The sequence below is a fragment of the Acetivibrio ethanolgignens genome (assembly GCF_001461035.1).
Classification (GTDB): Bacteria; Bacillota; Clostridia; order Lachnospirales; family Lachnospiraceae; genus Velocimicrobium; species Velocimicrobium ethanolgignens.
The window spans coordinates 51,885-72,483 of the sequence record NZ_LNAM01000208.1; the positions used below are offsets into that span (position 1 = coordinate 51,885).

The 20,599-nt window shown below is 40.9% G+C and carries 23 protein-coding genes, 1 tRNA gene and 4 pseudogenes; 27 read left to right on the forward strand and 1 reads right to left on the reverse strand.

The genetic code is table 11. The annotated features are described in order from the left end of the window. Positions 1–17: 17 nt before the first annotated feature. From ASU35_RS16825 to ASU35_RS16845, 7 genes and pseudogenes are all read left to right on the forward strand, one after another. The gene (locus tag ASU35_RS16825) at positions 18–953 is read left to right on the forward strand and encodes a calcium/sodium antiporter (protein WP_058354129.1); all 936 of its coding nucleotides are present in this window, start codon (positions 18–20) and stop codon (positions 951–953) included. Between the two features lie 97 nt (positions 954–1,050). Beyond that, positions 1,051–1,230 (forward strand): annotated as a pseudogene (locus ASU35_RS20370) (ABC transporter permease); the annotation flags it as partial. A gap of 8 nt (positions 1,231–1,238) precedes the next feature. Next, positions 1,239–1,391 (forward strand): annotated as a pseudogene (locus ASU35_RS18960) (ATP-binding cassette domain-containing protein); the annotation flags it as partial. A 67-nt stretch (positions 1,392–1,458) separates the two neighbouring features. After that, positions 1,459–1,611, forward strand: a pseudogene (locus ASU35_RS19515) (oligopeptide/dipeptide ABC transporter ATP-binding protein); the annotation flags it as partial. 52 nt (positions 1,612–1,663) lie between these two features. Then, on the forward strand, positions 1,664–3,298 hold the full coding sequence (locus ASU35_RS16835; protein ID WP_058354130.1) for a peptide ABC transporter substrate-binding protein: 1,635 nt from the start codon (positions 1,664–1,666) through the stop codon (positions 3,296–3,298). Between the two features lie 19 nt (positions 3,299–3,317). Further along, positions 3,318–3,575 carry a methyl-accepting chemotaxis protein gene (locus ASU35_RS20530; RefSeq protein WP_058354131.1) on the forward strand — a complete coding sequence of 86 codons (258 nt, stop codon included), beginning with the start codon at positions 3,318–3,320 and terminating at the stop codon, positions 3,573–3,575. A gap of 153 nt (positions 3,576–3,728) precedes the next feature. Beyond that, positions 3,729–3,800 (forward strand) — tRNA-Glu (locus ASU35_RS16845). 631 nt (positions 3,801–4,431) lie between these two features. On the opposite strand, the gene ASU35_RS16850 is transcribed toward ASU35_RS16845, so the two are convergent. Further along, entirely contained in the window at positions 4,432–4,863 is a 432-nt protein-coding gene (locus ASU35_RS16850; RefSeq protein WP_242861313.1) for a tyrosine-type recombinase/integrase, read from the reverse strand. A 245-nt stretch (positions 4,864–5,108) separates the two neighbouring features. On the opposite strand from ASU35_RS16850, the gene ASU35_RS16855 reads away from it, so the two are divergent. The 20 genes and pseudogenes from ASU35_RS16855 to ASU35_RS16955 all read left to right on the forward strand — a co-directional run bounded on the left by ASU35_RS16855 (position 5,109) and on the right by ASU35_RS16955 (position 20,577). After that, complete coding sequence (locus ASU35_RS16855; protein ID WP_058354132.1) at positions 5,109–5,318, forward strand: helix-turn-helix domain-containing protein; 210 nt, start codon at positions 5,109–5,111, stop codon at positions 5,316–5,318. A 521-nt stretch (positions 5,319–5,839) separates the two neighbouring features. Then, entirely contained in the window at positions 5,840–6,085 is a 246-nt protein-coding gene (locus tag ASU35_RS19945) for a hypothetical protein (protein ID WP_058354133.1), read from the forward strand. 43 nt (positions 6,086–6,128) lie between these two features. Then, positions 6,129–6,344 carry a hypothetical protein gene (locus tag ASU35_RS16870; protein ID WP_058354134.1) on the forward strand — a complete coding sequence of 72 codons (216 nt, stop codon included), beginning with the start codon at positions 6,129–6,131 and terminating at the stop codon, positions 6,342–6,344. A 2-nt stretch (positions 6,345–6,346) separates the two neighbouring features. Further along, positions 6,347–6,619, forward strand: a complete 273-nt coding sequence (locus ASU35_RS16875; protein ID WP_058354135.1) for a type II toxin-antitoxin system YafQ family toxin — start codon at positions 6,347–6,349, stop codon at positions 6,617–6,619. A gap of 13 nt (positions 6,620–6,632) precedes the next feature. After that, positions 6,633–6,835 (forward strand): annotated as a pseudogene (locus tag ASU35_RS20990) (type II toxin-antitoxin system HicB family antitoxin). A 109-nt stretch (positions 6,836–6,944) separates the two neighbouring features. Continuing rightward, entirely contained in the window at positions 6,945–7,523 is a 579-nt protein-coding gene (locus tag ASU35_RS16885; RefSeq protein ID WP_058354136.1) for a hypothetical protein, read from the forward strand. A gap of 25 nt (positions 7,524–7,548) precedes the next feature. Beyond that, on the forward strand, positions 7,549–8,268 hold the full coding sequence (locus tag ASU35_RS16890; protein ID WP_058354137.1) for an ISAs1 family transposase: 720 nt from the start codon (positions 7,549–7,551) through the stop codon (positions 8,266–8,268). 99 nt (positions 8,269–8,367) lie between these two features. Next, positions 8,368–8,769: a hypothetical protein gene (locus tag ASU35_RS16895; protein WP_058354138.1), complete on the forward strand. Its 402-nt coding sequence runs from the start codon at positions 8,368–8,370 to the stop codon at positions 8,767–8,769. Positions 8,770–8,819: 50 nt separating this feature from the next. Beyond that, positions 8,820–9,311 carry a ribosome maturation factor RimP gene (locus ASU35_RS16900; protein WP_058354139.1) on the forward strand — a complete coding sequence of 164 codons (492 nt, stop codon included), beginning with the start codon at positions 8,820–8,822 and terminating at the stop codon, positions 9,309–9,311. Between the two features lie 29 nt (positions 9,312–9,340). Next, complete coding sequence (gene nusA / locus ASU35_RS16905) at positions 9,341–10,429, forward strand: transcription termination factor NusA (protein WP_058354140.1); 1,089 nt, start codon at positions 9,341–9,343, stop codon at positions 10,427–10,429. Positions 10,430–10,453: 24 nt separating this feature from the next. Then, positions 10,454–10,729, forward strand: coding sequence for an RNase P modulator RnpM (gene rnpM / locus ASU35_RS16910; RefSeq protein ID WP_058354141.1), 276 nt, complete (start codon positions 10,454–10,456; stop codon positions 10,727–10,729). Beyond that, positions 10,716–11,018 carry a L7Ae/L30e/S12e/Gadd45 family ribosomal protein gene (locus tag ASU35_RS16915; protein ID WP_058354142.1) on the forward strand — a complete coding sequence of 101 codons (303 nt, stop codon included), beginning with the start codon at positions 10,716–10,718 and terminating at the stop codon, positions 11,016–11,018. The genes rnpM and ASU35_RS16915 overlap by 14 nt, the downstream gene beginning before the upstream one ends. Positions 11,019–11,032: 14 nt before the next feature. Then, the gene (gene infB, locus ASU35_RS16920; RefSeq protein WP_058354143.1) at positions 11,033–13,699 is read left to right on the forward strand and encodes a translation initiation factor IF-2; all 2,667 of its coding nucleotides are present in this window, start codon (positions 11,033–11,035) and stop codon (positions 13,697–13,699) included. A gap of 12 nt (positions 13,700–13,711) precedes the next feature. Then, positions 13,712–14,089, forward strand: a complete 378-nt coding sequence (gene rbfA, locus ASU35_RS16925) for a 30S ribosome-binding factor RbfA (protein WP_058354144.1) — start codon at positions 13,712–13,714, stop codon at positions 14,087–14,089. Next, positions 14,082–15,038 (forward strand): DHH family phosphoesterase, encoded by a 957-nt coding sequence (locus ASU35_RS16930; protein WP_058354145.1) that lies wholly within the window; start codon positions 14,082–14,084, stop codon positions 15,036–15,038. Before rbfA ends, ASU35_RS16930 begins: the two co-directional genes overlap by 8 nt. 13 nt (positions 15,039–15,051) lie before the next feature. Next, a complete protein-coding gene (gene truB, locus ASU35_RS16935; RefSeq protein ID WP_058354146.1) occupies positions 15,052–15,951 on the forward strand; it encodes a tRNA pseudouridine(55) synthase TruB in 900 nt (299 codons plus the stop codon). A gap of 10 nt (positions 15,952–15,961) precedes the next feature. Continuing rightward, on the forward strand, positions 15,962–16,891 hold the full coding sequence (locus ASU35_RS16940) for a bifunctional riboflavin kinase/FAD synthetase (RefSeq protein ID WP_058354147.1): 930 nt from the start codon (positions 15,962–15,964) through the stop codon (positions 16,889–16,891). A 780-nt stretch (positions 16,892–17,671) separates the two neighbouring features. Continuing rightward, complete coding sequence (gene rpsO, locus ASU35_RS16945; RefSeq protein ID WP_058354148.1) at positions 17,672–17,938, forward strand: 30S ribosomal protein S15; 267 nt, start codon at positions 17,672–17,674, stop codon at positions 17,936–17,938. 312 nt (positions 17,939–18,250) lie between these two features. After that, the gene (locus ASU35_RS16950) at positions 18,251–18,529 is read left to right on the forward strand and encodes a hypothetical protein (RefSeq protein ID WP_058354149.1); all 279 of its coding nucleotides are present in this window, start codon (positions 18,251–18,253) and stop codon (positions 18,527–18,529) included. Continuing rightward, positions 18,487–20,577, forward strand: coding sequence for a polyribonucleotide nucleotidyltransferase (locus tag ASU35_RS16955; protein ID WP_058354150.1), 2,091 nt, complete (start codon positions 18,487–18,489; stop codon positions 20,575–20,577). Before ASU35_RS16950 ends, ASU35_RS16955 begins: the two co-directional genes overlap by 43 nt. Positions 20,578–20,599 lie beyond the last annotated feature (22 nt).

Consider the following 20,599-nt stretch of genomic DNA (forward strand, 5'->3'; position numbering starts at 1 on the left):
AAAAGAGGAAATGTAAAATGATGTATTTATGGCTGATAGTAGGCTTTGTGCTTTTAATTAAGGGAGCTGATTTTTTTGTGGAAGGAAGCTCTGGTATTGCGAAAAATTTAAAGGTACCTACTATGATTATTGGTCTTACCATTGTGGCAATGGGAACAAGTGCACCAGAACTGGCGGTAAGTACAACAGCAGCATTGAAGGAAAGTAATGCAATTGCCGTTAGTAATGTCATTGGTTCTAATATTTTTAATTTGATTGTAGTATGCGGAGTATGTGCCGCACTTTCTCCGCTGCATATAAAGGTGAAGACCTTAAAGGAAGAATTCCCTATTTCAATTCTAGCAGAGGCTCTGCTTTTGATTTTTGCCTATACGGGAACTATTTTAGGAAGAACAGAGGGCATTGCGTTTATTCTTTTATTTGCATTGTTTATGGTCTGGATGGTAAAATCTGCATTAAATGCCAGAAAAAATGGCGAGGTAATAGAAGAAGAGGAAATCAAATCCCTTCCTATGTGGAAATGTGTTGTTTATATCCTGGGAGGTATTGCAGCGATTGTTTGGGGTGGCGATATAGTCGTAGACAGTGCTTCTGATATTGCAGCAGCCTTTGGGTTAAGCCAGACTTTGATTGGGCTTACTATTGTAGCGGTTGGAACTTCTCTTCCGGAGCTGGTGACCTCTGTGGTAGCAGCAGGAAAGGGAGAAAATGATATGGCTTTGGGTAATGTTATTGGCTCTAATATTTTTAATGTACTTTTGATTTTAGGCATTTCTTCTACAATTACCCCAATCAGTATTGGCATGGAAAGTATCTATGATTTAGTTCTTCTTACGGTTATGAGTCTATTGGTATATTTTTTCTGTATCAGCAAAAAGCGTTTGAATCGGACAGAGGGTGTCATTATGATAATAGTATATATTGTGTATATGTACTATATTTGCACTAGATAAGAGGAATCATTATACATTTTTTACAAGGTGTCTTTATAGAGAAGACAAATGAAAGGAAACAGGATATCATTATGACAATGTTGGAGCAAATGAAGATATTTGTATTTTTGTTTGCTCCTTACAATTTACCCTGATGAACATGGTTCCCGGTGAACCGTTCCTGGCTGAAAAAGCACCGTCAGCGGCGACTTTAGCAGCTTTGGAGGAAAAATACGGTCTGGACCAGCCAAAGATTATACAGTATAAGAATTATATGCTGAATTTATTAAAAGGAGATTTATACCAATGTCAGAGCAGAAAGTATTATTGGATATAGAGCATTTAAAACTCTCCTTTTTTACACCGGCAGGTGAGGTACAGTCTGTAAGAGACGTTTCCTTTCAGCTGAAGGAGGGAGAGGTTCTTGGTATCGTAGGAGAGTCCGGAAGTGGAAAGAGTAGGCTTAAACAGTGAACATGCACTCTCGAATCCAGATTCTGTGCGAAACATAAAGGCATTTAGTGTGGATTATACTAGTCCGTTGAATCCACCAAGTGGATGCCGCTTCCGTACACGTTGTCCATATGCAACAGAACAGTGTGCTTTAGAGGAGCCTGAATTTAAGGAAGTGGAAAAAGGACATTTTGTAGCTTGTCATAATCTGGATAAAATTAATTAATCTGATGTTAATGCAACAGCATTCACATAAAAATCTTTAGGAGGACAAGAATATGAAAAAAAGAAAATTAGCATTACTTCTTGCTGGTGTTCTTACAGCTGCTTCTGTTCTGACTGCCTGCGGCAGCAAGAATGGCAGTAATCAGCCGGCAGAATCCGGTGCACCGGCAGCAAGCGGTAATGGAACAACTTTAACCGTATGTGTAGGACCAGAGCCGGATACCATCGATCCAGCATTAAACAGTGCAGTAGATGGTGGTACTTTAATTGACCATGCATTTGAAGGTCTTATGAGACTTTCCAAGGATGGTGTTACCTACGAAGAGGGCCTTACTGAGAAATATGAAATCAGCGAGGATCAGTTAACCTATACCTTTACTCTTCGTGATGGCTTAAAGTGGAGCGATGGCTCTGACTTAACAGCTAATGACTTTGTATATTCCTGGAATAGAGCAATCGCTCCGGAAACAGCAGCTGACTATGCTTATATGTTTGAGTGTATCGAAGGCTATGCAGATGGCAAGCTGAATATTACTGCTGTTGATGATAAGACCTTTGAGGTTAAGCTGATTGCGATTACTCCTTACTTCTTAGAGTTATGTGCATTCCCTGCTTATTTGCCAGTTCAGCAGGCAGCTGTTGAAGCAGGTGGAGATGCATGGGCTACCGATCCTTCTACTTACGTTTGTAACGGACCTTACAAGTTAGTAGAATGGCAGCATGATTCTTATATGTTGTATGAAAAGAATGAGAATTACTGGGATGTTGATTCTCTGGGACCAGATTCTATCCGTTTTGTCCTGATGGAGGATCCAAACGCTCAGCTATCTGCTTATGAAACTGGTGAATTATCCTTTATTGATGATTGTCCTACTGACGAAATCGCAGCTCAGAAGTCTAACGCTGAGTTCCATATCGAGGGACAGTTAGGAACCTATTATGTATCCTTTAACGTAGAAAAGGAGCCTTTAAACAATCCTTTAGTTCGTAAGGCATTAATTCTTGCTATTGATCGTCAGTACATCTGTGACGAAATCGGCCAGGCAGGTCAGGTACCTGCAGGTGCATTCGTTCCTACCGGACTTACAGATGCGGATTCTACAAAGGAATTCCGTGAAGTTGGTGGAGATTACTATGATCCTGCTGATTATGAAGGTAACTTAGAGTTAGCTAAGCAGGCTTTAGCAGAGGCTGGTTACCCAGATGGTGAAGGTCTTCCAACGATTGAGTACCTGTACAATGAAGGTGGAAGTCATGACGTTATCGGTCAGGCTCTTCAGGATATGTGGTCTAAGATTGGTGTTAAGGTTGAGTTAGTATCCCAAGAGTGGGCTACCTTCTTAAATACCCGTAAGAACGGTGGCTATGATATTGCTCGTAATGGTTGGTTAGGTGACTACAACGATCCTATTTCCTTCCTTGATATGTGGATTACCGATGGTGGTAACAACGATGCTCAGTGGTCTAACAGTGACTACGATGCTTTAATTTCCCAGATTAAGGCTTCCAGCGATCCTGCAGAGCGTATGCAGCTGATGCATCAGTGCGAAGATATCATCTTTGATGATTGGATGCTTTGCCCACTTTATTACTATGTTGACATTTACATGCTGAAGGACAATGTAGATGGATTCTTCTCATCTCCACTTGGATTTAAGTTCTTTAAGTATGCAAGTGTAGCAGAATAATTTAACCTACTCTGGTATAATGATACAAAAGAAGCAGTACTGTAAAAAACTGGAAACTGGTTTTCTGCAAACAAATCTACTGTCGCTAAATGCTTCTATTGAAGCTGTTAGGGCAGGAGAGATGGGGCAGGACTTTGCAGTAGTTGCCCAGGAGGTTGGAAGTTTTGCAGACCAGTCTTCAAAGACGGTAAATACGGCGGTGACAAACCTAAGCCGTATGTCGGAGCAGAGTGCAAGCTGCAGGAAAAGGCAAAGCTTTTGGAAGAAATTGCAGTGAGATTCCGGGTTTGATAAATAATTCCGCAATCCCTTATAAAATAAGGAATTGCGGAATTTTTTCAAACAAAATAAATTTTTTTAAAATTTTTGAAAAAAAAGCTTGCAATATGAAAAAATCTATGCTATTATATATCTTGTCCGAAAGACATGAGGCCAGTTGGTCAAGCGGCTAAGACGCCGCCCTCTCACGGCGGAAACAGGGGTTCGATTCCCCTACTGGCTGTTTTATATTTATAGTCTTAGAAGTGTCAAAAGTCTTGAAAATAAGTGGTTTTTGGCATTTTTGCTTTCTGTAGAAATAGAAGCGAAAAATGCAAAGGTAGTCAAAAAGGTAGTCTAACATATGTTCGATTAAAAAATACGAAGGAAAGGAGAAATTTTCTGCGTGTGCTAAAAAGAAAAAATTGTCTGATTGATTTATTTTTTTGCGCAAAAATAGCAGAGAAGAGTCTCACTGCCATATTATCTGCGTATATCAATCAGAACAATAATTTTAAAGATTCAGCTGGTTTTAAAAATCATTGTAAACGTTTTTGATACCCCCCGTGGGTCACAAATTCCAATTAAAAAGCTGCTTTTCAATTTCTTTAAAATTCGATGGTGATTTTCTCTAAATTCGTCAAATAAATGCCATTTCTCAAATTGCATTTCATTTTGAATCCCCCTGTGTACTGAATTTCGATCTGAAAATTCCATTATTAAAAGTCTCAAAAATTGACCTCAATTTTTTGTAAATTTTGCTTTTATATCTTTCGGCATTCAATTGGACAATCAGAACATAAAATATCTTAAAATCGATTTTACACGGTCATTTTTTAGTTGTCAATGTTCAGGAAGAGGGTAGAACAAGAGGTCTACAATAGCTTAATGTGGTTTTTCAATGTTGTCTCAATCTGCTTTTGTTGGATGCCGATATATTTTTGTGTGACTGCTGCGCTTGAATGCTGCAGGAGCTGACGCACAAGTTCAATATTGTATCCATTATTAATATATATCTGGGTGGCGAAGTATTTTCGGAAACTGTGTGTTGACACTCCATCAATATCCAGATAGTCGCACGCAGCCTTTAGATGCTTCTGTATCTGCCTTTCTGACAGGTCAAAAAGCCGTTCCTGTTCTGTTAGATGGTTATTGGATCTGTATTGGTTGATAAAATCTCGGATTTTCTCCGGTACTGTGAAAACTCTTTCTTTTCCGGTCTTAATTTCTGTAATGTTTAGCCGGTACCGGTCGCCGTCTTTTATAATATAGCAATAACGCAAATGCAAAATATCCCTAATCCTCATGCCTAGATTAGCTTCAAGAGTTAAAGCGGTGGCTATTCGCTCATTTGGCTTGTATTCTCTACCGGCATGACAAAACCGCTTTTTATGGCAGTTATAATGTCAATGTATTGTTGTTCTGTAAGTGCTACGGTTTTCTTATTCACTTTCTTTTTCTCCTTGCGTATGCTTTCAATATGGTTTCTATTGCCATGTGTTTTATAATCAGGTCTAAAATTTTTTGCTAATCTCTTTTATGAGGTGATAGCATGATTTCAAAAACAATTAAAATGATTTTGGTATATAAAGAAATGAACATTTCAAGCCTTGCGGATAAGTTGGAAACAAGCCGCCCTAATTTATCCCAAAAGTTTAAACGTGACAATTTTAGCGAAAAGGAAATGCAGGAGATAGCGGACGCTTTAAACTGCGACTTAAAAATAAATTTTGTTGACCGCTCCACCGGGAAAGAATTTTGATTTGACGAATGCCGCCAGATATGTTATATTGAACATAGAAAAAGGGAAAGCCAGAGAAACGGCTACCCTCAAGTAATAAGCATACTGTTTTTACAAACAGCCGTCACTACTGCGAATAGTGGCGGCTATTTTCTTTTGTCCTTGAAAATCTTATGGCAAAGACCAACAAGGGAAACAATGAATATACAAAACTGAATCAAATCAGAATATGTAACCATTGGCAAGCCCTCCTTTCTTTCGTCTGGAGGGTTAGCCCATCCGATGTAGGAGGGTAAGCCGCCCGGCTCTCTGGTTTCCCATGCCGATATTATAACAGTATCCGACATGGTTCGCAATCTAAAATTTTCATGGTGCAAATTCCCTGTGTTTCCCTCCTGCATTTGAATTAGTTGTGTTTCACTTGTTGATATTATAGCAACATACATAAGTTGAATATATATATATATTGACTTTATATATAAACTTGTGTTATTGTTTATATATAGCGAATATGTCAATAACATATATAAGGAGTTTTTACAATGGGAAAAGTACCAGAGTATAATTTAAGAGCAATAAATAAATACAATGCAAAATTTGATAGAATAGCGGTTAATCTTCCAAAAGGAACAAAGGAGCGCATAAAAGAATTGACTGGAAAGAGCTGCAATGCTTATCTTTCAGAACTGGCACTTGCAGACCTTGAAAGGCTGGAGAATTTAGCAGGTATAGAGCCGGAGCAATCAGAACAGCTGGGAAATTTTTCTGATGTTCCGTTTATGAATTAGTAACAGAGCGAATATTATATACATGAAAGAGAGGTACAACATTATGAGCGATAGAGAAAGAGCAATGCAGTTATTAAATGCTGTGCCAGATTATAAAATCGGCTATGTTGTGGCATATTTGCAGGGCGTAACAGCAGGAGAGGACGAACCAAATGTAGAAACGCTTACTGCCTTTGCCGAGGGCGATAGAATGCTTGAAGATGGAACAGGGCAGAGATACACAAATACAAAAGATTTATTTGCAGATTTGGAGGACTAAAGATGTTACAAGTCAGCTTTACTGGACAGTTTAAGAAGGATTATAAATCGTGCAAGAAACGCGGCTATAACATGGAATTGCTTCAATCTGTCATTGATACATTGGTAATTCCTAAAGCGCTGCCAGAAAAGAACAAAGACCACAATTTGACCGGAAACTATGCAAACAAGAGAGAATGCCATATACTGCCGGATTGGCTGCTTGTGTATCGCGTAGAAGGTAATGAGCTTATATTATACAGAACTGGAACGCATTCTGACTTGTTCGGAAAATAAGGTGGTATATAGTATGCATAAATATGAGAGAATTATATATTGGTCTGAAACAGATAAAAAATTTATCGTGAAGTACCGGAACTTTCCGGATGTATGGCAGACGGAGTTACAGCCATTGAAGCACTTGAAAATGTAGAGGTAATTATATCCGAGTGGTTGGAAACTGCCGCAGAATTAGGGAGAGAGATTCCGGAACCAAAAGGAAAATTGAATTAATATGAAATGCCTGAAAAGACCGGAAAATTTGCAGTTATACAAAATTGCAAATTTGCTGGCTTTTTCTTTTGTGTAGGAGTATAATAGTATTATAGTAGGGGGATGTTATATGCAGAACAAAACAGTATATCCGGAATGGGTGCAGCAGTACCGAAAAAAAGGAACTACCGTGAAAAAGGTTGGGAATACCTATTATCTCTACAAGAGAACCTCGAAAAGGGTTCCCGGGAAAAAATATCCACAGCCGGTTGATACGTATATAGGTATCATTACTCCGGACGGGATTGTGGAACGTAAGAGGCAGCAGCTTGCCACAACATCAATCAGGGTAAAAGAGTACGGCTTTTCCAAAGCCGTATGGGATTCCTGCCCGGAGGACTGGAAAAAGGCAGTCGGCGATGGCTGGGAGGATAAACTGGCCTGTCTGATCATGAAGGCATCACCGGAATCATACCTTGCGGTGGAAAGAGACGTGAAGAGTGAAGAGGGACTGTCCTTTTCTGCTTCCAGTCAGGCAGGAATGCTGTCACGCAGATTTTATAAAAAGTATGGTGTGGAATTCAGCTGTCTTGAGAGCCTGAAAAACATTTATCTTGTTTACATTGAGAACCATGTCTTTGTTTCTGAAATTACAGATGAACAGATGGATCTGCTGAAAAGGATCTCTGTATCACCGGAGTATAAATAAAGACGCAAAGGAACTGATCTGTTACATGTGCATGGTAATAGTTCCAAGATGTGGAAGGAAAACGAAACATGACCACGCGGAGATTCTGAGATATCTTGCAGCCGGTTACCTGGCAGGAAGAAATTCCATCCGCTGGTACCTGAAATGGTGCGAGAATCACATAGACTTTCTGAAGCGGCATCTGGAACTTAAGAACGGAATCGCATCGCCGGCAACGGTATCAAGGATTCTTGGAAATATCGATGAGGAAGTGTTCTGTCTGGCATTTATAGAGTGGATGACAGGGATCCTCAGCACAAAGGGGATCAACATAGCAATTGATGGGAAAGCACTGCGCGGAAGCACGGAAAAGATAAAAAACAAACAGGCCCCGTACATTCTGAATGCAATAGACACTGCCACCGCTCTTGTCATAGCCCAGCTTCTGGTTGCGGAAAAGGGAAATGAGATCACGGCTGTTCCCAGGCTGCTTGAACTGCTGAATATTCAGGGGAGCCTTGTTACGATAGATGCGATGGGAACAGCAAAAACAGTCATGGACACCATTTGTGAAAAGGAGGCTGATTATTTTCTGACCGTGAAGAAAGGAAACCCATTAACGTATCAGGAAACGGAAGAAATGTTCAGGGAACTGGAAAAAGAAAGCAGAACCGGTCATCCCGGGAAAGCGGCAGTATATGAAAAACAGCTGGCTTCCTATGATGTATGTAAGACATCAGAAAGAAAGCGGAGCCGCATGGAGTAGCGGACAATGTAGATCTGCCATAATACAGACCTGATCACTCTGTGTAAAAATCAGGGGGAAATAAAAACGGTAGGATGGCTCGAACAGGTAAGGATACCAATGGAAAAAGACAGGGATGAAAAAGATATAACGCCCACTTATGAAGATTTCCTAAAAAACGGAACCGTCAGGAACCCACGGATAACAGCCGGGGACAGTCTTACAAATGATATCCACCGGGTGGGTCTGATCTCAAGCAGAAAAATGTCGGCACAGAAAATGCTGGAAACAAAAAGGAATCACTGGAAAATTGTCTACAATCTTCTGCGGATTACCATCATTGTGGAAAAACCAGGGGCAGGTCCGACCGAAATGCGCGACCAGTTCAGTGATGACCTGACCCTGATAGAAAAATATTTGTTCCGGGGAATACCATCCTATGACAGAAAAAATAATGCTTGCATTTTAAAAGCTTTAGTGGTAAACTTAGATAAGAAAGATGATGATACTAGTAGACTGTAAGGAGTGGACGCAAGTTCACTCCTTACATTTTTGATGAAATGAGGCAGATAATGAGTAAAGCAAGGGAATATGAGGAACGGACGGAAAAGCTTTTAGAGCCGATGATAGAGCGGAATGGCTTTGAATTGGTAGATGTAGAATATGTGAAGGAAGCTGGCAATTATTTTTTACGGGCCTATCTTGATAAGCCAGGTGGAATCACGATTGATGACTGTGAGCTGATCAGCCGGGAGTTAAGTGATTTACTGGATAAGGAAGACTTCATTGATGAAAGCTATATTTTAGAGGTAAGCTCACCGGGACTGGGAAGGCAGCTTAAAAAGGATAAGGACTTTAAGCGAAGTCTAGGAGAAGAGATTGACGTTAAGCTTTTTAAAGCAGTTAAGCTTTTGGAGAATGGAAAAGAGGTAAAAGCAAAGGAACTGTTTGGAATCTTAAAGGACTTCAATGAAACGACTCTTTTTTTAGAGATAGAAGATGGAGAAGTATTAGCACTTAACCGGAGCGATATTGCGATTGTAAAATTAGCCTTTGATTTTTAATAAAGAACATATGTGATAGGAGGATAATCATGAACGAGAATAAGGAACTAATTTTAGCATTAAACCAGATTGAAAAGGAAAAGGATATCAGCAAGGATATTTTGTTGGAGGCTATGGAGAACTCTCTGGTAGCTGCCTGTAAGAATCACTTTGGAAAGGCTGATAATATCCGTGTGAATATCAATCGGGAAACAGGAGCTGTAAATGTTTATGCAGAGCGTGAGGTTGTAGAAGAGGTTGAGGATGAGGTTACTCAGATTAGTCTTACAGAAGCAAAGGTAAAATATCCAACAGCTTCCCTTGGCGATATTGTACATGTAGAGGTAACTCCAAAGAATTTTGGCCGTATTGCAGCCCAGAAGGCAAAGCAGGTAGTAGTACAGAAGATTCGTGAGGAGGAGAGAAAGGTTCTTTATAATCAGTACTGCGGCAAGGAAAAGGACATTGTTACCGGTATTGTGCAAAGATACCAGGGAAATAACATCAGTATCAATTTAGGTAAGGTAGATGCTGTGCTTACCGAGAATGAGCAGGTAAAGACAGAGCATTTCCGTCCGACTGACCATATCAAGCTGTACGTTGTAGAGGTAAAGGATACTACAAAGGGACCGAGAATTACCGTTTCCAGAACTCATCCAGAGCTTGTAAAGCGCCTCTTTGAGGCAGAGGTTACGGAAGTAAGAGATGGTACAGTGGAAATCAAGAGTATTGCCAGAGAAGCAGGCTCCCGTACCAAGATGGCTGTCAGCACCAATAATCCGGATGTGGATCCAGTAGGTGCCTGTGTTGGTTTAAATGGTGCCAGAGTAAATGCGATTGTAAATGAGCTTCGCGGGGAAAAAATTGATATTATTAACTGGAGTGATGACCCAGCAGTTTTGATTGAGAATGCTTTAAGTCCGGCAAAGGTTGTATCTGTAACTGTTGATGTAGAGGAAAAAAGTGCAAAGGTTATTGTACCGGATTACCAGCTTTCTCTTGCTATCGGTAAGGAAGGACAGAATGCAAGACTGGCAGCCCGGCTGACTGGTTATAAGATTGACATTAAGAGTGAAAGCCAGGCGGCAGAGGGCGGGAGCGTGGATGAAGATACCCAGTTTTTTGAAGAGCAGGAATAATTAGAATAGGAAAAGGATGATAGTATGGCAGTAAAAAAGGTCCCTCTGCGGAAATGTACCGGCTGCGGTGAAATGAAGAATAAAAAAGAGTTGCTTCGGGTAATTAAGACACCAGAAGAGGAAATTGTTCTGGATATCACCGGCAAGAAGAACGGAAGAGGAGCGTATATCTGCAGATCGGCAGAATGCTTTGCAAAAGCCAGGAAAACAAAGGCTTTAGAGCGTTCACTGAAGGCTGCTATCCCGGATGAAGTGTATGATGAACTGGAAAAGGAGCTGAAGTCACTTGATACAGAATAAGGTTATATCCTATATTGGTCTGGCAACTAAGTCGGGAAATATCGCCAGTGGCGAATTTATGACAGAAAAAGCAGTGAAAGAGGGAAGTGCAAGACTGGTCATTGTGGCAGAGGATTCCTCGGATAATACCAAAAAGAAATTTACTAATATGTGTGAGTTCTATCAGGTACCGATTTACTTTTTTGGAGACAAGGAAAGCCTTGGACATGGAATGGGAAAAGAGATGAGGGCATCCTTAGCCATATTAGATCAGGGATTTGCAGATGCAGTGGAAAAACAGCTGAAATAGGAGGTAGTGAGAGAATGGCGAAAATGAAAATATATGAAATCGCAAAGAGCTTGAACATAAAAAGCGGCGATCTGGTAAAAGCTTTAAATGATAACGGATTTGAGGTAAAGAGTCATAATAGTAATATTGAGGATGAAGCAATCGCCTTTATTTTGAAGCAATTTGCCCCAAAGAAGGAAGAAACAAAGAAACCGGAGCCGAAGGAAGAGGTAAAACCGGAGGTAAAGCAGCCGGAGAAGAAACCGGAGGTAAAGGCGGCAGAGGTAAAGGTAGAAGAAAAGAAGTCGAAAGAAAAGAAAACAGAAGAAAAAATGGCAGAAGTGAAAAAAACAGAGGAAAAGCCTGCTGGTAATCGAGGCAATGACCGTCGTAATAACGATGGAAGAAATAATGACAGAAGAAATAATAACCGTGGAAATGATAATCGTGGGAACGGAGACAACCGTGGTGAACGAAGAGACTTCCGGAATAATGACAGAAATGGTCAGTTTAACCGCAATAATGACAATCGCGGCGAAAGAAAAGATTTCCGGAATAATGAGAGAAACAGTCAGTTTAACCGTGGCAATGATAACCGGAATGATAATCGTGGAAATGGAGATAGAGGTGACCGCAGAGATTTCCGGAATAACGACAGTCGCAATCAGGGACGTGGACAAAACGGCGGTTTTGGCGGAAATGACAGAAGAGGTGGACAGGGAAGAGGAAAGGACAGCTTTGAAAAAGCTTTATCTTCACTGGATAATAGTGCTGTTATGGAAAAGAACAGCCAGAGAAGAAATGATTTTAATGGCAAGGGAAAGAACAATAAGAACAGAAATACAAGAGACTATGATATGGAAGAAAAGCCATTAAAGAAAGATCCGAATCGTAAGGGAGCATTTATTATGCCTAAGGTGGTTAAGCCGGTAGAAGAGCCGGAAGATACTATTAAGACAATCATTCTGCCTGAAACACTTACAATCCGTGAACTGGCAGATAAAATGAAGCTGCAGGCATCGGCTGTAGTAAAAAAACTTTTATTACAGGGTAAGATGTTCTCCATCAATCAGGAGATTAGTTATGAAGAAGCAGAAGAGATTGCATTGGAGTTCAACTGCATTGCTGAACCAGAAGAAAAGGTAGATATTATCGAGGAATTAACAAAGGAAGTGGAGGATGCAGAGGATACTCTGGTAAAACGCCCACCGGTTGTCTGTGTTATGGGTCATGTTGACCATGGTAAGACCTCTCTTCTGGATGCGATTCGTGAAACTCATGTAACTGACCGTGAGGCAGGTGGTATTACCCAGCATATCGGTGCTTATACGGTTAAGATTAACGATGAGACGATTACCTTCTTAGATACGCCAGGACATGAGGCTTTTACGTCTATGCGTATGCGTGGTGCAAAGTCTACCGATATTGCAATTTTAGTTGTAGCTGCTGATGATGGTGTTATGCCACAGACAGTAGAAGCAATTAACCATGCCAAAGCTGCAGAGGTAGAAATTATCGTTGCTATCAATAAGATTGATAAGCCAGGTGCTAATATTGAAAGAGTTAAGCAGGAACTTTCTGAGTATGAGCTGATTCCAGAAGATTGGGGCGGAAGTACGGTATTTGTACCAGTTTCTGCAAAGACAAGAGAGGGTCTTGAACAGCTTCTGGAGATGATTCTTCTGACAGCAGAGGTGGCAGAGTTAAAGGCAAATCCTGACCGTCTGGCAAGAGGTATTGTTATTGAGGCACAGCTGGATAAGGGACGTGGCCCTGTTGCTACCATTTTGGTACAGAAGGGTACTCTGCATGTTGGTGATGCTCTGGTTATCGGTTCTGCCTATGGTAAGGTAAGAGCAATGATAGATGACAAGGGAAGACGGGTTAAGGAGGCTGGACCTTCTACACCTGTAGAGGTACTTGGCTTAAATGAGGTGCCAGATGCCGGAGAATTGGTAATGGCTACTGAAAATGAAAAAGAAGCAAGAAATATTGCAGAAGCTTATATTAAGCAGAGCAGAGAAAGCCTTCTGGCAGATACTAAGTCCAGATTATCCCTGGATGGCTTGTTCTCTCAGATTCAGGCTGGAAATATTAAGGAGTTGAACCTGATTATCAAGGCAGATGTTCAGGGCTCCGTAGAAGCAGTAAAGCAGAGCTTATTAAAGCTTAGCAATGATGAGGTGGCAATCCGTGTCATCCATGGAGGTGTAGGTGCTGTCAACGAATCTGACGTTATGCTGGCAACTGCTTCAAATGCAATTATCATTGGATTTAATGTAAGACCGGACCCTACTGCAAAGGCAACTGCAGAGAGAGAGAAGGTTGACTTAAGACTATACAAGGTTATTTACAATGCAATCGAGGATATTGAGTCTGCGATGAAGGGTATGCTGGACCCAATCTTCGAGGAAAAGGTAATTGGCCATGCGGAAATTCGTCAGATTTTCAAGGCTTCCGGACTTGGCTCTATTGCAGGCTCCTATGTACTGGATGGAAAGATTGTCCGTGGCTCTATGGCTCGTATTTTCCGCGGTGAGGAGAAGATTTATGAAGGTGAATTAGCATCCTTAAAGCGTTTCAAGGATGACGTTAAGGAGGTTAATGCAGGCTATGAATGCGGTCTTGTATTTGAAAAATTCAATGATATCAAGGAAGAAGACAGAGTAGAAATTTATGTCATGGAAGAGGTTCCAAGATAGAAAGGAAGGCTTATGCGTAAAAACAGCATAAAAAATACAAGAATTAATGGTGAGGTTCAGAAGGAATTGAGCCGTTTGATTACAACAGAGATTAAGGATCCAAGAATCAATCCGATGACCTCTGTAGTAGCAGTAGAGGTAGCACCAGACCTTAAGAATGCAAAGGTATATATCAGCGTTCTGGGAGATGAGGAATCCAGACAGGCTACCTACCAGGGCCTTAAAAGTGCGGCTTCCTTTATGAGAAGCCAGCTTGCAAGGACAATTAATTTAAGAAATACACCGGAGCTTCATTTTATTATGGATCAGTCCATTGAATATGGTGTAAATATGTCTAAGCTTATTGATGATGTAAACAAAGGCCTTAAGGATGATGAAAAGGATGAATAGGTTTTTAGAAGCAATAGCCACAGCAGACTCCATAGGAATTGCCGGTCATATAAGGCCGGATGGAGACTGCTATGGCTCCTGTATGGGATTGTATAATTATATCAGGGAGCAGTTCCCGGACAAGAAGATTTCTGTATATCTGGAGTCCTTCGTGCCGGAATTTTCCTTTATCAGCCGCAGCCAAGAAATAGAAACAGAGCCGCAGGAATTTACTTATGACCTTTTTATGGCACTGGACTGCGGTGCCTCTGACCGGCTGGGAAAATTTCTTCCTTTATTTGAGCAGGCGAAAAAGCAGATCGTTGTTGACCACCATATCAGCAATACAAGCTTTGGGCAGGAAAACTATATAGAGGCGGATGCAAGCTCGACCAGTGAGATTATCTATACGCTCCTGGAGGAGGAAAAAATCAGTAAATCCGTAGGAGAAGCTCTGTATCTTGGTATTGTTCATGATACCGGTGTATTTAAGCATTCCTGTACAACCAAAAGGACAATGGAAATCGCAGGACGATTGATAACTTTGGACATTCCATTTTCTAAAATTATTGATGAGACCTTTTATCAGAAAACCTATGTCCAGAATCAGGTTTTGGGACGCTGTCTTTTGGAAAGTCTGTTATTATTGGATGGAAAGGTCATTGCTTCTTTTATTGACAGGAAAACCATGGATTTTTACGGAGCAAAAAGCCATGATCTGGATGGTATTATCGATCAGCTTCGGGTGACAGAGGGTGTTGAAGTAGCTGTGCTTTTACACGAAACCGCTTTTCACGAATATAAGGTAAGTCTTCGATGTAATACTGAACTGGATGTCAGCAGGATTGCTGCTTATTTTGGAGGTGGCGGTCACAAAAAGGCAGCTGGCTGTACGATGAGTGGCTCTTACAGGGATGCTCTGACAAACCTGTGTGGTCACATTGAGGCTGCGATGGCGAAAGAGGAATAACAGGAGTTTATCAATGGATGGAATCATAAATATTTATAAAGAAAAAGGATATACTTCCCATGATGTAGTGGCCAAGCTTAGGGGAATTTTAAAGCAGAAAAAAATAGGACATACGGGAACCTTAGACCCGGAAGCTACCGGTGTTCTGCCGGTGTGTTTGGGAAAGGCAACGAAGCTTTGTGATCTGCTTACCGATAAGGATAAAACTTATGTTGCAGTGTTAAAGCTTGGAATAGAAACCGATACCCAGGATATGACCGGTCAGATACTTAAGGAGCATGCACTAGATTGGCAGGAAGCAAAGATTCGTGAAGCTATTGCCTCCTTTGTAGGAGAATATGAACAGGTACCACCGATGTATTCAGCCTTGAAGGTAAATGGGAAAAAGCTGTATGAGCTTGCCAGAGAAGGCAAGGAGGTTGAGCGGAAGGCAAGACGGGTGCATATTTTTGACATAGAGCTTTTATCAATGGATAAGGAGCAGAAGGAGATTACAATGCAGGTGCATTGCTCTAAGGGAACCTATATCCGCACCTTATGTGCTGATATTGGGGAATGCCTTGGCTGTGGAGGATGCATGAAGAGCTTGGAACGCATTCAGGTAGAACGGTTTTTACTTAGGGATAGTTTGACTCTTTCTGAAGTAGAGAAGCTGGTAAGAGAAGAGACACTGGAAAAATATATCATACCGGTGGAAGCTATGTTTGAAAAATACCAGAGGCTTATGCTGAAGCCGGAGGCGGATCGTTTCTTGTATAATGGCAATAGCTTTTGGGCAAGTAACAGCCAAAAGGAGGATTCCTGGCAGGAGGGCGAAATCGTCCGTGCTTGTGACAGTCAGGGGGTATTTAAGGGGCTCTATTTTTATCAGGCAAAAGAAAAGACCTTTAAGCCATACAAAATGTTTTTATAGGATGATACAAATGCAGTATATTAATCATACAGAATTTAAGCTGAAGAACACAGCGGTTTCCTTGGGAAAATTTGATGGTTTGCACCGGGGGCACCGGAAGCTTTTTGAGGCGGTGCAAAAGGAACAGAAAAATGGTCTTACGGGAGTTGTGTTTTCCTTTTTACTTCCGCCGGGAACGTTTTTGGAAAATAAAAAAGTTAATCTGATTTATACAGAAGAAGAAAAAAAGGATCTTCTGGAACATATGGGAATGGATGTGCTGGTATCCTATCCCTTTGATAAGGCAGCTCTTTCTATGGAGCCGGAAGATTTTATCCGTGATATTCTGATAGAGAAGCTGGATGCCAAAGTGATTGTGGTAGGCAGTGACTTCCGGTTCGGACACAACCGCAGAGGAGATGTAAGGCTTTTGGAAGAGCTTTCCCTAAAATATGGCTACCAGCTTCAGGTATTTGAAAAGGTAACGATGGAGGGTGCTATTGTAAGCAGTACCCGTATCCGCAGTGAGCTTTCTAGAGGAAATATGGAGCTGGCTGCGAGGTTTTTAGGTGATCCCTATAGTATTACCGGAGAAGTGGTACATGGAAGAAAGCTAGGGCGGACCATAGGTATGCCAACGATTAATATGGCTTTGCCAAAAGAAAAGCTTCTACCACCAAATGGAGTCTATGCTTCCATAACGGAAATCGATGGAAAGGAGTACCAGGGAGTTACCAATATTGGAGTAAAACCAACGGTAGGAGCAGAAGAACAAAGGCTGGCGGAAACTTACATTTTTGACTATAGAGGAGATTTGTATGGAAGAGTTTTAAGGGTAAGTCTTTATGCTTATGAACGCCCGGAAAAGAAATTTGCTTCTGTAGAAGAATTGAAGCAGCAAATGGAAAGAGACAAGGAATTTGGAAAAGGCTATTTTTTAAAGGCTGCAAATGTAGAATAAGATAAAGAAAGAAATTTTCTTGAGTTTCTGCATTTTTTACACTACAAGCCTCCCTTGCTAGGTTCACTTTATATAGAATTCTTATTTGAAAAGATTGCAAACATCCTGTGTATCGGCAAAATGAATTCAGAGACCTCGTTCGAGTAAAAACTGAGAATTTAAAAAAATCGTTTCTAAAAAGTGTTTCCTGTCTCTTTCGCGGGAGAACCACCCAAGGCGGACTGTATATCAGATGAAAACAAGCCGAAAACTTTTTAGCCGCTCTAGACAGGCTTTTTCATAAAGTCCCGATAAAACCGCAGTAATTGCAACTCGGTATGTTCTATAAAAGAAGGATAGAACATACCTCAGACATCCAATTACTGCGGTTAGGTTTTATTCAAAAGCCTGTAAGAGTGGCACAAAAGTTTTCGAAGCTTGTGTTCATCCTGATATACAGTCCATCTTGGGTTGTCCTACCGTTGAAAAGACAGGAATCATAGTATCTTTAGAAACGATTTTCCTAAACTTTCAGTTTTTGCGAGCGAAGCGATGAATTCATTTTGCTGATACACAGGATATTAAAAAATTATTTAAATAAGAATTCTATATAAAAGGATATTTTGGTAAGGGAGGCTTGTAGTGTAAAAATGCAGAAATGCAAAAAAATTTACTTTACATTTTCAACAAAGTATGCTACACTATCAAAGTTAATAGAAAATAACCGTTGCTCAGATTTCGGACACTCCGACCGTTTTCTTAGTAGCTGGTGTTTTAAAAACGAAAAGGAGGATTTGCAAAATGATTAGCAAAGAAAAGAAACAGGAAATTATTTCTGCTTACGGCAGAACACCAAACGACACAGGTTCACCAGAAGTTCAGGTAGCTCTTTTAACATTCCGTATTAACGAGCTTACTGAGCACTTAAAGGTAAACAAGAAAGATCATCATTCCAGACGTGGTCTTTTAAAGATGGTTGGTCAGAGAAGAAACTTACTGGCTTATTTAAAGAAGACTGACTTGGAAGCTTACCGTAAGTTAATTGAGAGATTAGGTCTCAGAAAATAATTTCAACTCAAATATTCCAACATCAAACGCAAAAAAAGCATCAAAGCGATCTTTCTGATAAGGATGTTTACGAAAAACAAGTCAGTTAAGGCATACAGCCAGGACGAAACGAGTGGATTGTAAATCATCTTTATCAGGGAGGTCGCTTAATTTAGCAGTAAGCAAGAGGAAGAAGAATGCCAGCAACAAGCTCTAATCATAGACATTGCTATAAGAAAATAGAAAAGGAAAAGCTATGAAAATTACCAAAACAGATGGCGTGTTAAAAAAAGCAATCGTCTTTTGTTTGTTCACTAGCCGGATGGTCGAGTTGTGGAGCCAATCAAAGCAAAGGAAGGGCAATATTTTGGTGCACCAGTGTATGATCATGGGAAATTACAGATATTGATGGTGGATTTTTTTCCAATTTGGTGCTATAATGAAAAAGATAATGTGGCAGAGATGTATCCCGAGACTTCTGAAGAGATCATTTTGAAATTTGAAAGGTGGTTTGTTCAGTTGTTTCGGCATCTTTTCCATAACAATATTAAAATAAGGAGACCGAAAATATGTACAAGAGTTTTTCAATGGAGCTTGCTGGCAGAACACTGACTGTAGATGTAGGAAGAGTAGCTGCCCAGGCAAATGGTGCTGCCTTCATGCACTATGGCGATACAGTTGTATTATCTACCGCAACTGCATCAGACAAGCCAAGGGAGGGTATTGACTTCTTCCCATTAAGTGTAGAGTTTGAGGAAAAGCTGTATTCTGTAGGAAAGATTCCAGGCGGCTTTAATAAGAGAGAAGGAAAGGCTTCTGAAAATGCAGTTTTAACTGCCCGTGTTATTGATCGCCCTATGCGTCCTTTATTCCCAAAGGACTATAGAAATGATGTTACTTTAAATAATCTGGTCATGTCTGTTGATCCGGACTGCAGCCCTGAGCTTACAGCGATGTTAGGCTCTGCAATCGCAACAGCTATTTCCGATATTTCATTTGATGGTCCATGTGCAACGACTCAGGTAGGCCTGGTAAATGGTGAGTTTGTATTTAACCCTACAGCAGATCAGAAGGCTGCTTCAGATATGCAGCTTACGGTAGCTTCTACCAGAGAAAAGGTTATTATGATTGAGGCTGGAGCAAATGAAATTCCAGAGGATAAGATGATTGAGGCTATTTTTGCTGCTCATGAGGTAAACCAGGAGGTAATTAAGTTTATCGATGGCATTGTAGCTGCGTGCGGAAAGAAAAAGCATGAATATGTAAGCTGTGCTGTACCAGAGGAGCTGTTTAACGCAATTAAGGAAATCGTACCTCCGGAAGAAATGGAGGAGGCAGTATTTACCGATGAAAAGCAGGTAAGGGAAGAAAATATCAAAAAGATTACGGAGCGTTTAGAGGAGGCTTTTGCTGAGAATGAGGAATGGCTTCCGCTGATTGGTGAGGCACTGTATCAGTACCAGAAGAAGACCGTTCGTAAGATGATTTTAAAGGATCACAAGCGTCCGGACGGAAGAGCAATCAACCAGATTCGTCCTCTGGCTGCAGAGATTGATTTGCTTCCTAGAGTACATGGCTCTGCTATGTTTACCCGTGGACAAACTCAGATTTGTACCGTTACTACGCTGGCTCCTTTATCTGATGCCCAGAGAATTGATGGTCTGGACGAGGCTGAGACCTCTAAGAGATACATGCACCACTATAATTTCCCATCCTACTCTGTAGGTGAGACAAAGCCTTCCAGAGGACCTGGACGTCGTGAAATCGGACATGGTGCCCTGGCAGAGAAAGCATTAGTTCCTGTACTTCCAAGTGAGGCAGAGTTCCCATATGCAATCCGTACGGTATCTGAGACCTTTGAATCTAACGGTTCTACCTCTCAGGCATCTATCTGTGCATCTTCTATGTCCTTAATGGCAGCCGGTGTACCGATTAAGAAGCCGGTAGCTGGTATTTCAGCAGGTCTTGTAACTGGTGACACAGATGATGATTACATTGTGTTAACTGATATTCAGGGCTTAGAGGACTTCTTTGGTGATATGGACTTTAAGGTGGCAGGAACCCACGAAGGTATTACTGCAATTCAGATGGATATTAAGATTCATGGTCTGACCCGCCCGATTATTGAGGAAGCAATTAAGAGAACAAAAGAAGCCAGAACCTACATTTTGGATGAGGTTATGGCAAAGGCTATTGCTGAACCTAGAAAAGAGGTTGGCAAATATGCACCTAAGATTGTTCAGATCCAGATTGACCCACAGAAGATTGGTGATGTTGTAGGCCAGCGTGGAAAGACAATCAACGCTATTATTGAGCAGACAGGCGTTAAGATTGATATTACCGATGATGGAGCAGTATCTGTATGCGGAACAGATGCTGATAAGATGGCAGAAGCTGTTCGCTTGATTCAGATTATTGTAACAGACTTTGAGGAAGGACAGATTTTAGAAGGCAAGGTTATAAGCATTAAGGAATTTGGTGCCTTTGTTGAGTTTGCTCCTGGAAAAGAGGGTATGGTTCATATTTCCAAGATTTCAAAGGAAAGAATCAAACAGGTAGAAGATGTGCTTACCTTAGGTGACAAGGTTAAGGTTGTATGCCTTGGAAAGGATAAGATGGGCCGTATGAGCTTCTCTATCAAGGATGTAAAAGAGCAGTAATGTAAAAGATAAGTAAATTTGT

Excerpts from the sequence above, each read along its gene's own strand:
- ASU35_RS16955 (WP_058354150.1), top strand. The coding sequence starts at position 18,487 with ATGTACAAGAGTTTTTCAATGGAGCTTGCTGGCAGAACACTGACTGTA.
- ASU35_RS16940 (WP_058354147.1), top strand. The coding sequence starts at position 15,962 with ATGCAGTATATTAATCATACAGAATTTAAGCTGAAGAACACAGCGGTT.
- ASU35_RS16895 (WP_058354138.1), top strand. The coding sequence starts at position 8,368 with ATGGAAAAAGACAGGGATGAAAAAGATATAACGCCCACTTATGAAGAT.
- truB (WP_058354146.1), top strand. The coding sequence starts at position 15,052 with ATGGATGGAATCATAAATATTTATAAAGAAAAAGGATATACTTCCCAT.
- nusA (WP_058354140.1), top strand. The coding sequence starts at position 9,341 with ATGAACGAGAATAAGGAACTAATTTTAGCATTAAACCAGATTGAAAAG.
- ASU35_RS19945 (WP_058354133.1), top strand. The coding sequence starts at position 5,840 with ATGGGAAAAGTACCAGAGTATAATTTAAGAGCAATAAATAAATACAAT.
- ASU35_RS16855 (WP_058354132.1), top strand. The coding sequence starts at position 5,109 with ATGATTTCAAAAACAATTAAAATGATTTTGGTATATAAAGAAATGAAC.
- infB (WP_058354143.1), top strand. The coding sequence starts at position 11,033 with ATGGCGAAAATGAAAATATATGAAATCGCAAAGAGCTTGAACATAAAA.
- ASU35_RS20530 (WP_058354131.1), top strand. The coding sequence starts at position 3,318 with ATGATACAAAAGAAGCAGTACTGTAAAAAACTGGAAACTGGTTTTCTG.
- ASU35_RS16835 (WP_058354130.1), top strand. The coding sequence starts at position 1,664 with ATGAAAAAAAGAAAATTAGCATTACTTCTTGCTGGTGTTCTTACAGCT.
- ASU35_RS16885 (WP_058354136.1), top strand. The coding sequence starts at position 6,945 with ATGCAGAACAAAACAGTATATCCGGAATGGGTGCAGCAGTACCGAAAA.
- ASU35_RS16850 (WP_242861313.1), bottom strand. The coding sequence starts at position 4,863 with ATGAGGATTAGGGATATTTTGCATTTGCGTTATTGCTATATTATAAAA.
- ASU35_RS16825 (WP_058354129.1), top strand. The coding sequence starts at position 18 with ATGATGTATTTATGGCTGATAGTAGGCTTTGTGCTTTTAATTAAGGGA.
- rpsO (WP_058354148.1), top strand. The coding sequence starts at position 17,672 with ATGATTAGCAAAGAAAAGAAACAGGAAATTATTTCTGCTTACGGCAGA.
- ASU35_RS16870 (WP_058354134.1), top strand. The coding sequence starts at position 6,129 with ATGAGCGATAGAGAAAGAGCAATGCAGTTATTAAATGCTGTGCCAGAT.
- ASU35_RS16930 (WP_058354145.1), top strand. The coding sequence starts at position 14,082 with ATGAATAGGTTTTTAGAAGCAATAGCCACAGCAGACTCCATAGGAATT.
- rnpM (WP_058354141.1), top strand. The coding sequence starts at position 10,454 with ATGGCAGTAAAAAAGGTCCCTCTGCGGAAATGTACCGGCTGCGGTGAA.
- ASU35_RS16875 (WP_058354135.1), top strand. The coding sequence starts at position 6,347 with ATGTTACAAGTCAGCTTTACTGGACAGTTTAAGAAGGATTATAAATCG.
- ASU35_RS16900 (WP_058354139.1), top strand. The coding sequence starts at position 8,820 with ATGAGTAAAGCAAGGGAATATGAGGAACGGACGGAAAAGCTTTTAGAG.
- ASU35_RS16890 (WP_058354137.1), top strand. The coding sequence starts at position 7,549 with ATGTGCATGGTAATAGTTCCAAGATGTGGAAGGAAAACGAAACATGAC.
- rbfA (WP_058354144.1), top strand. The coding sequence starts at position 13,712 with ATGCGTAAAAACAGCATAAAAAATACAAGAATTAATGGTGAGGTTCAG.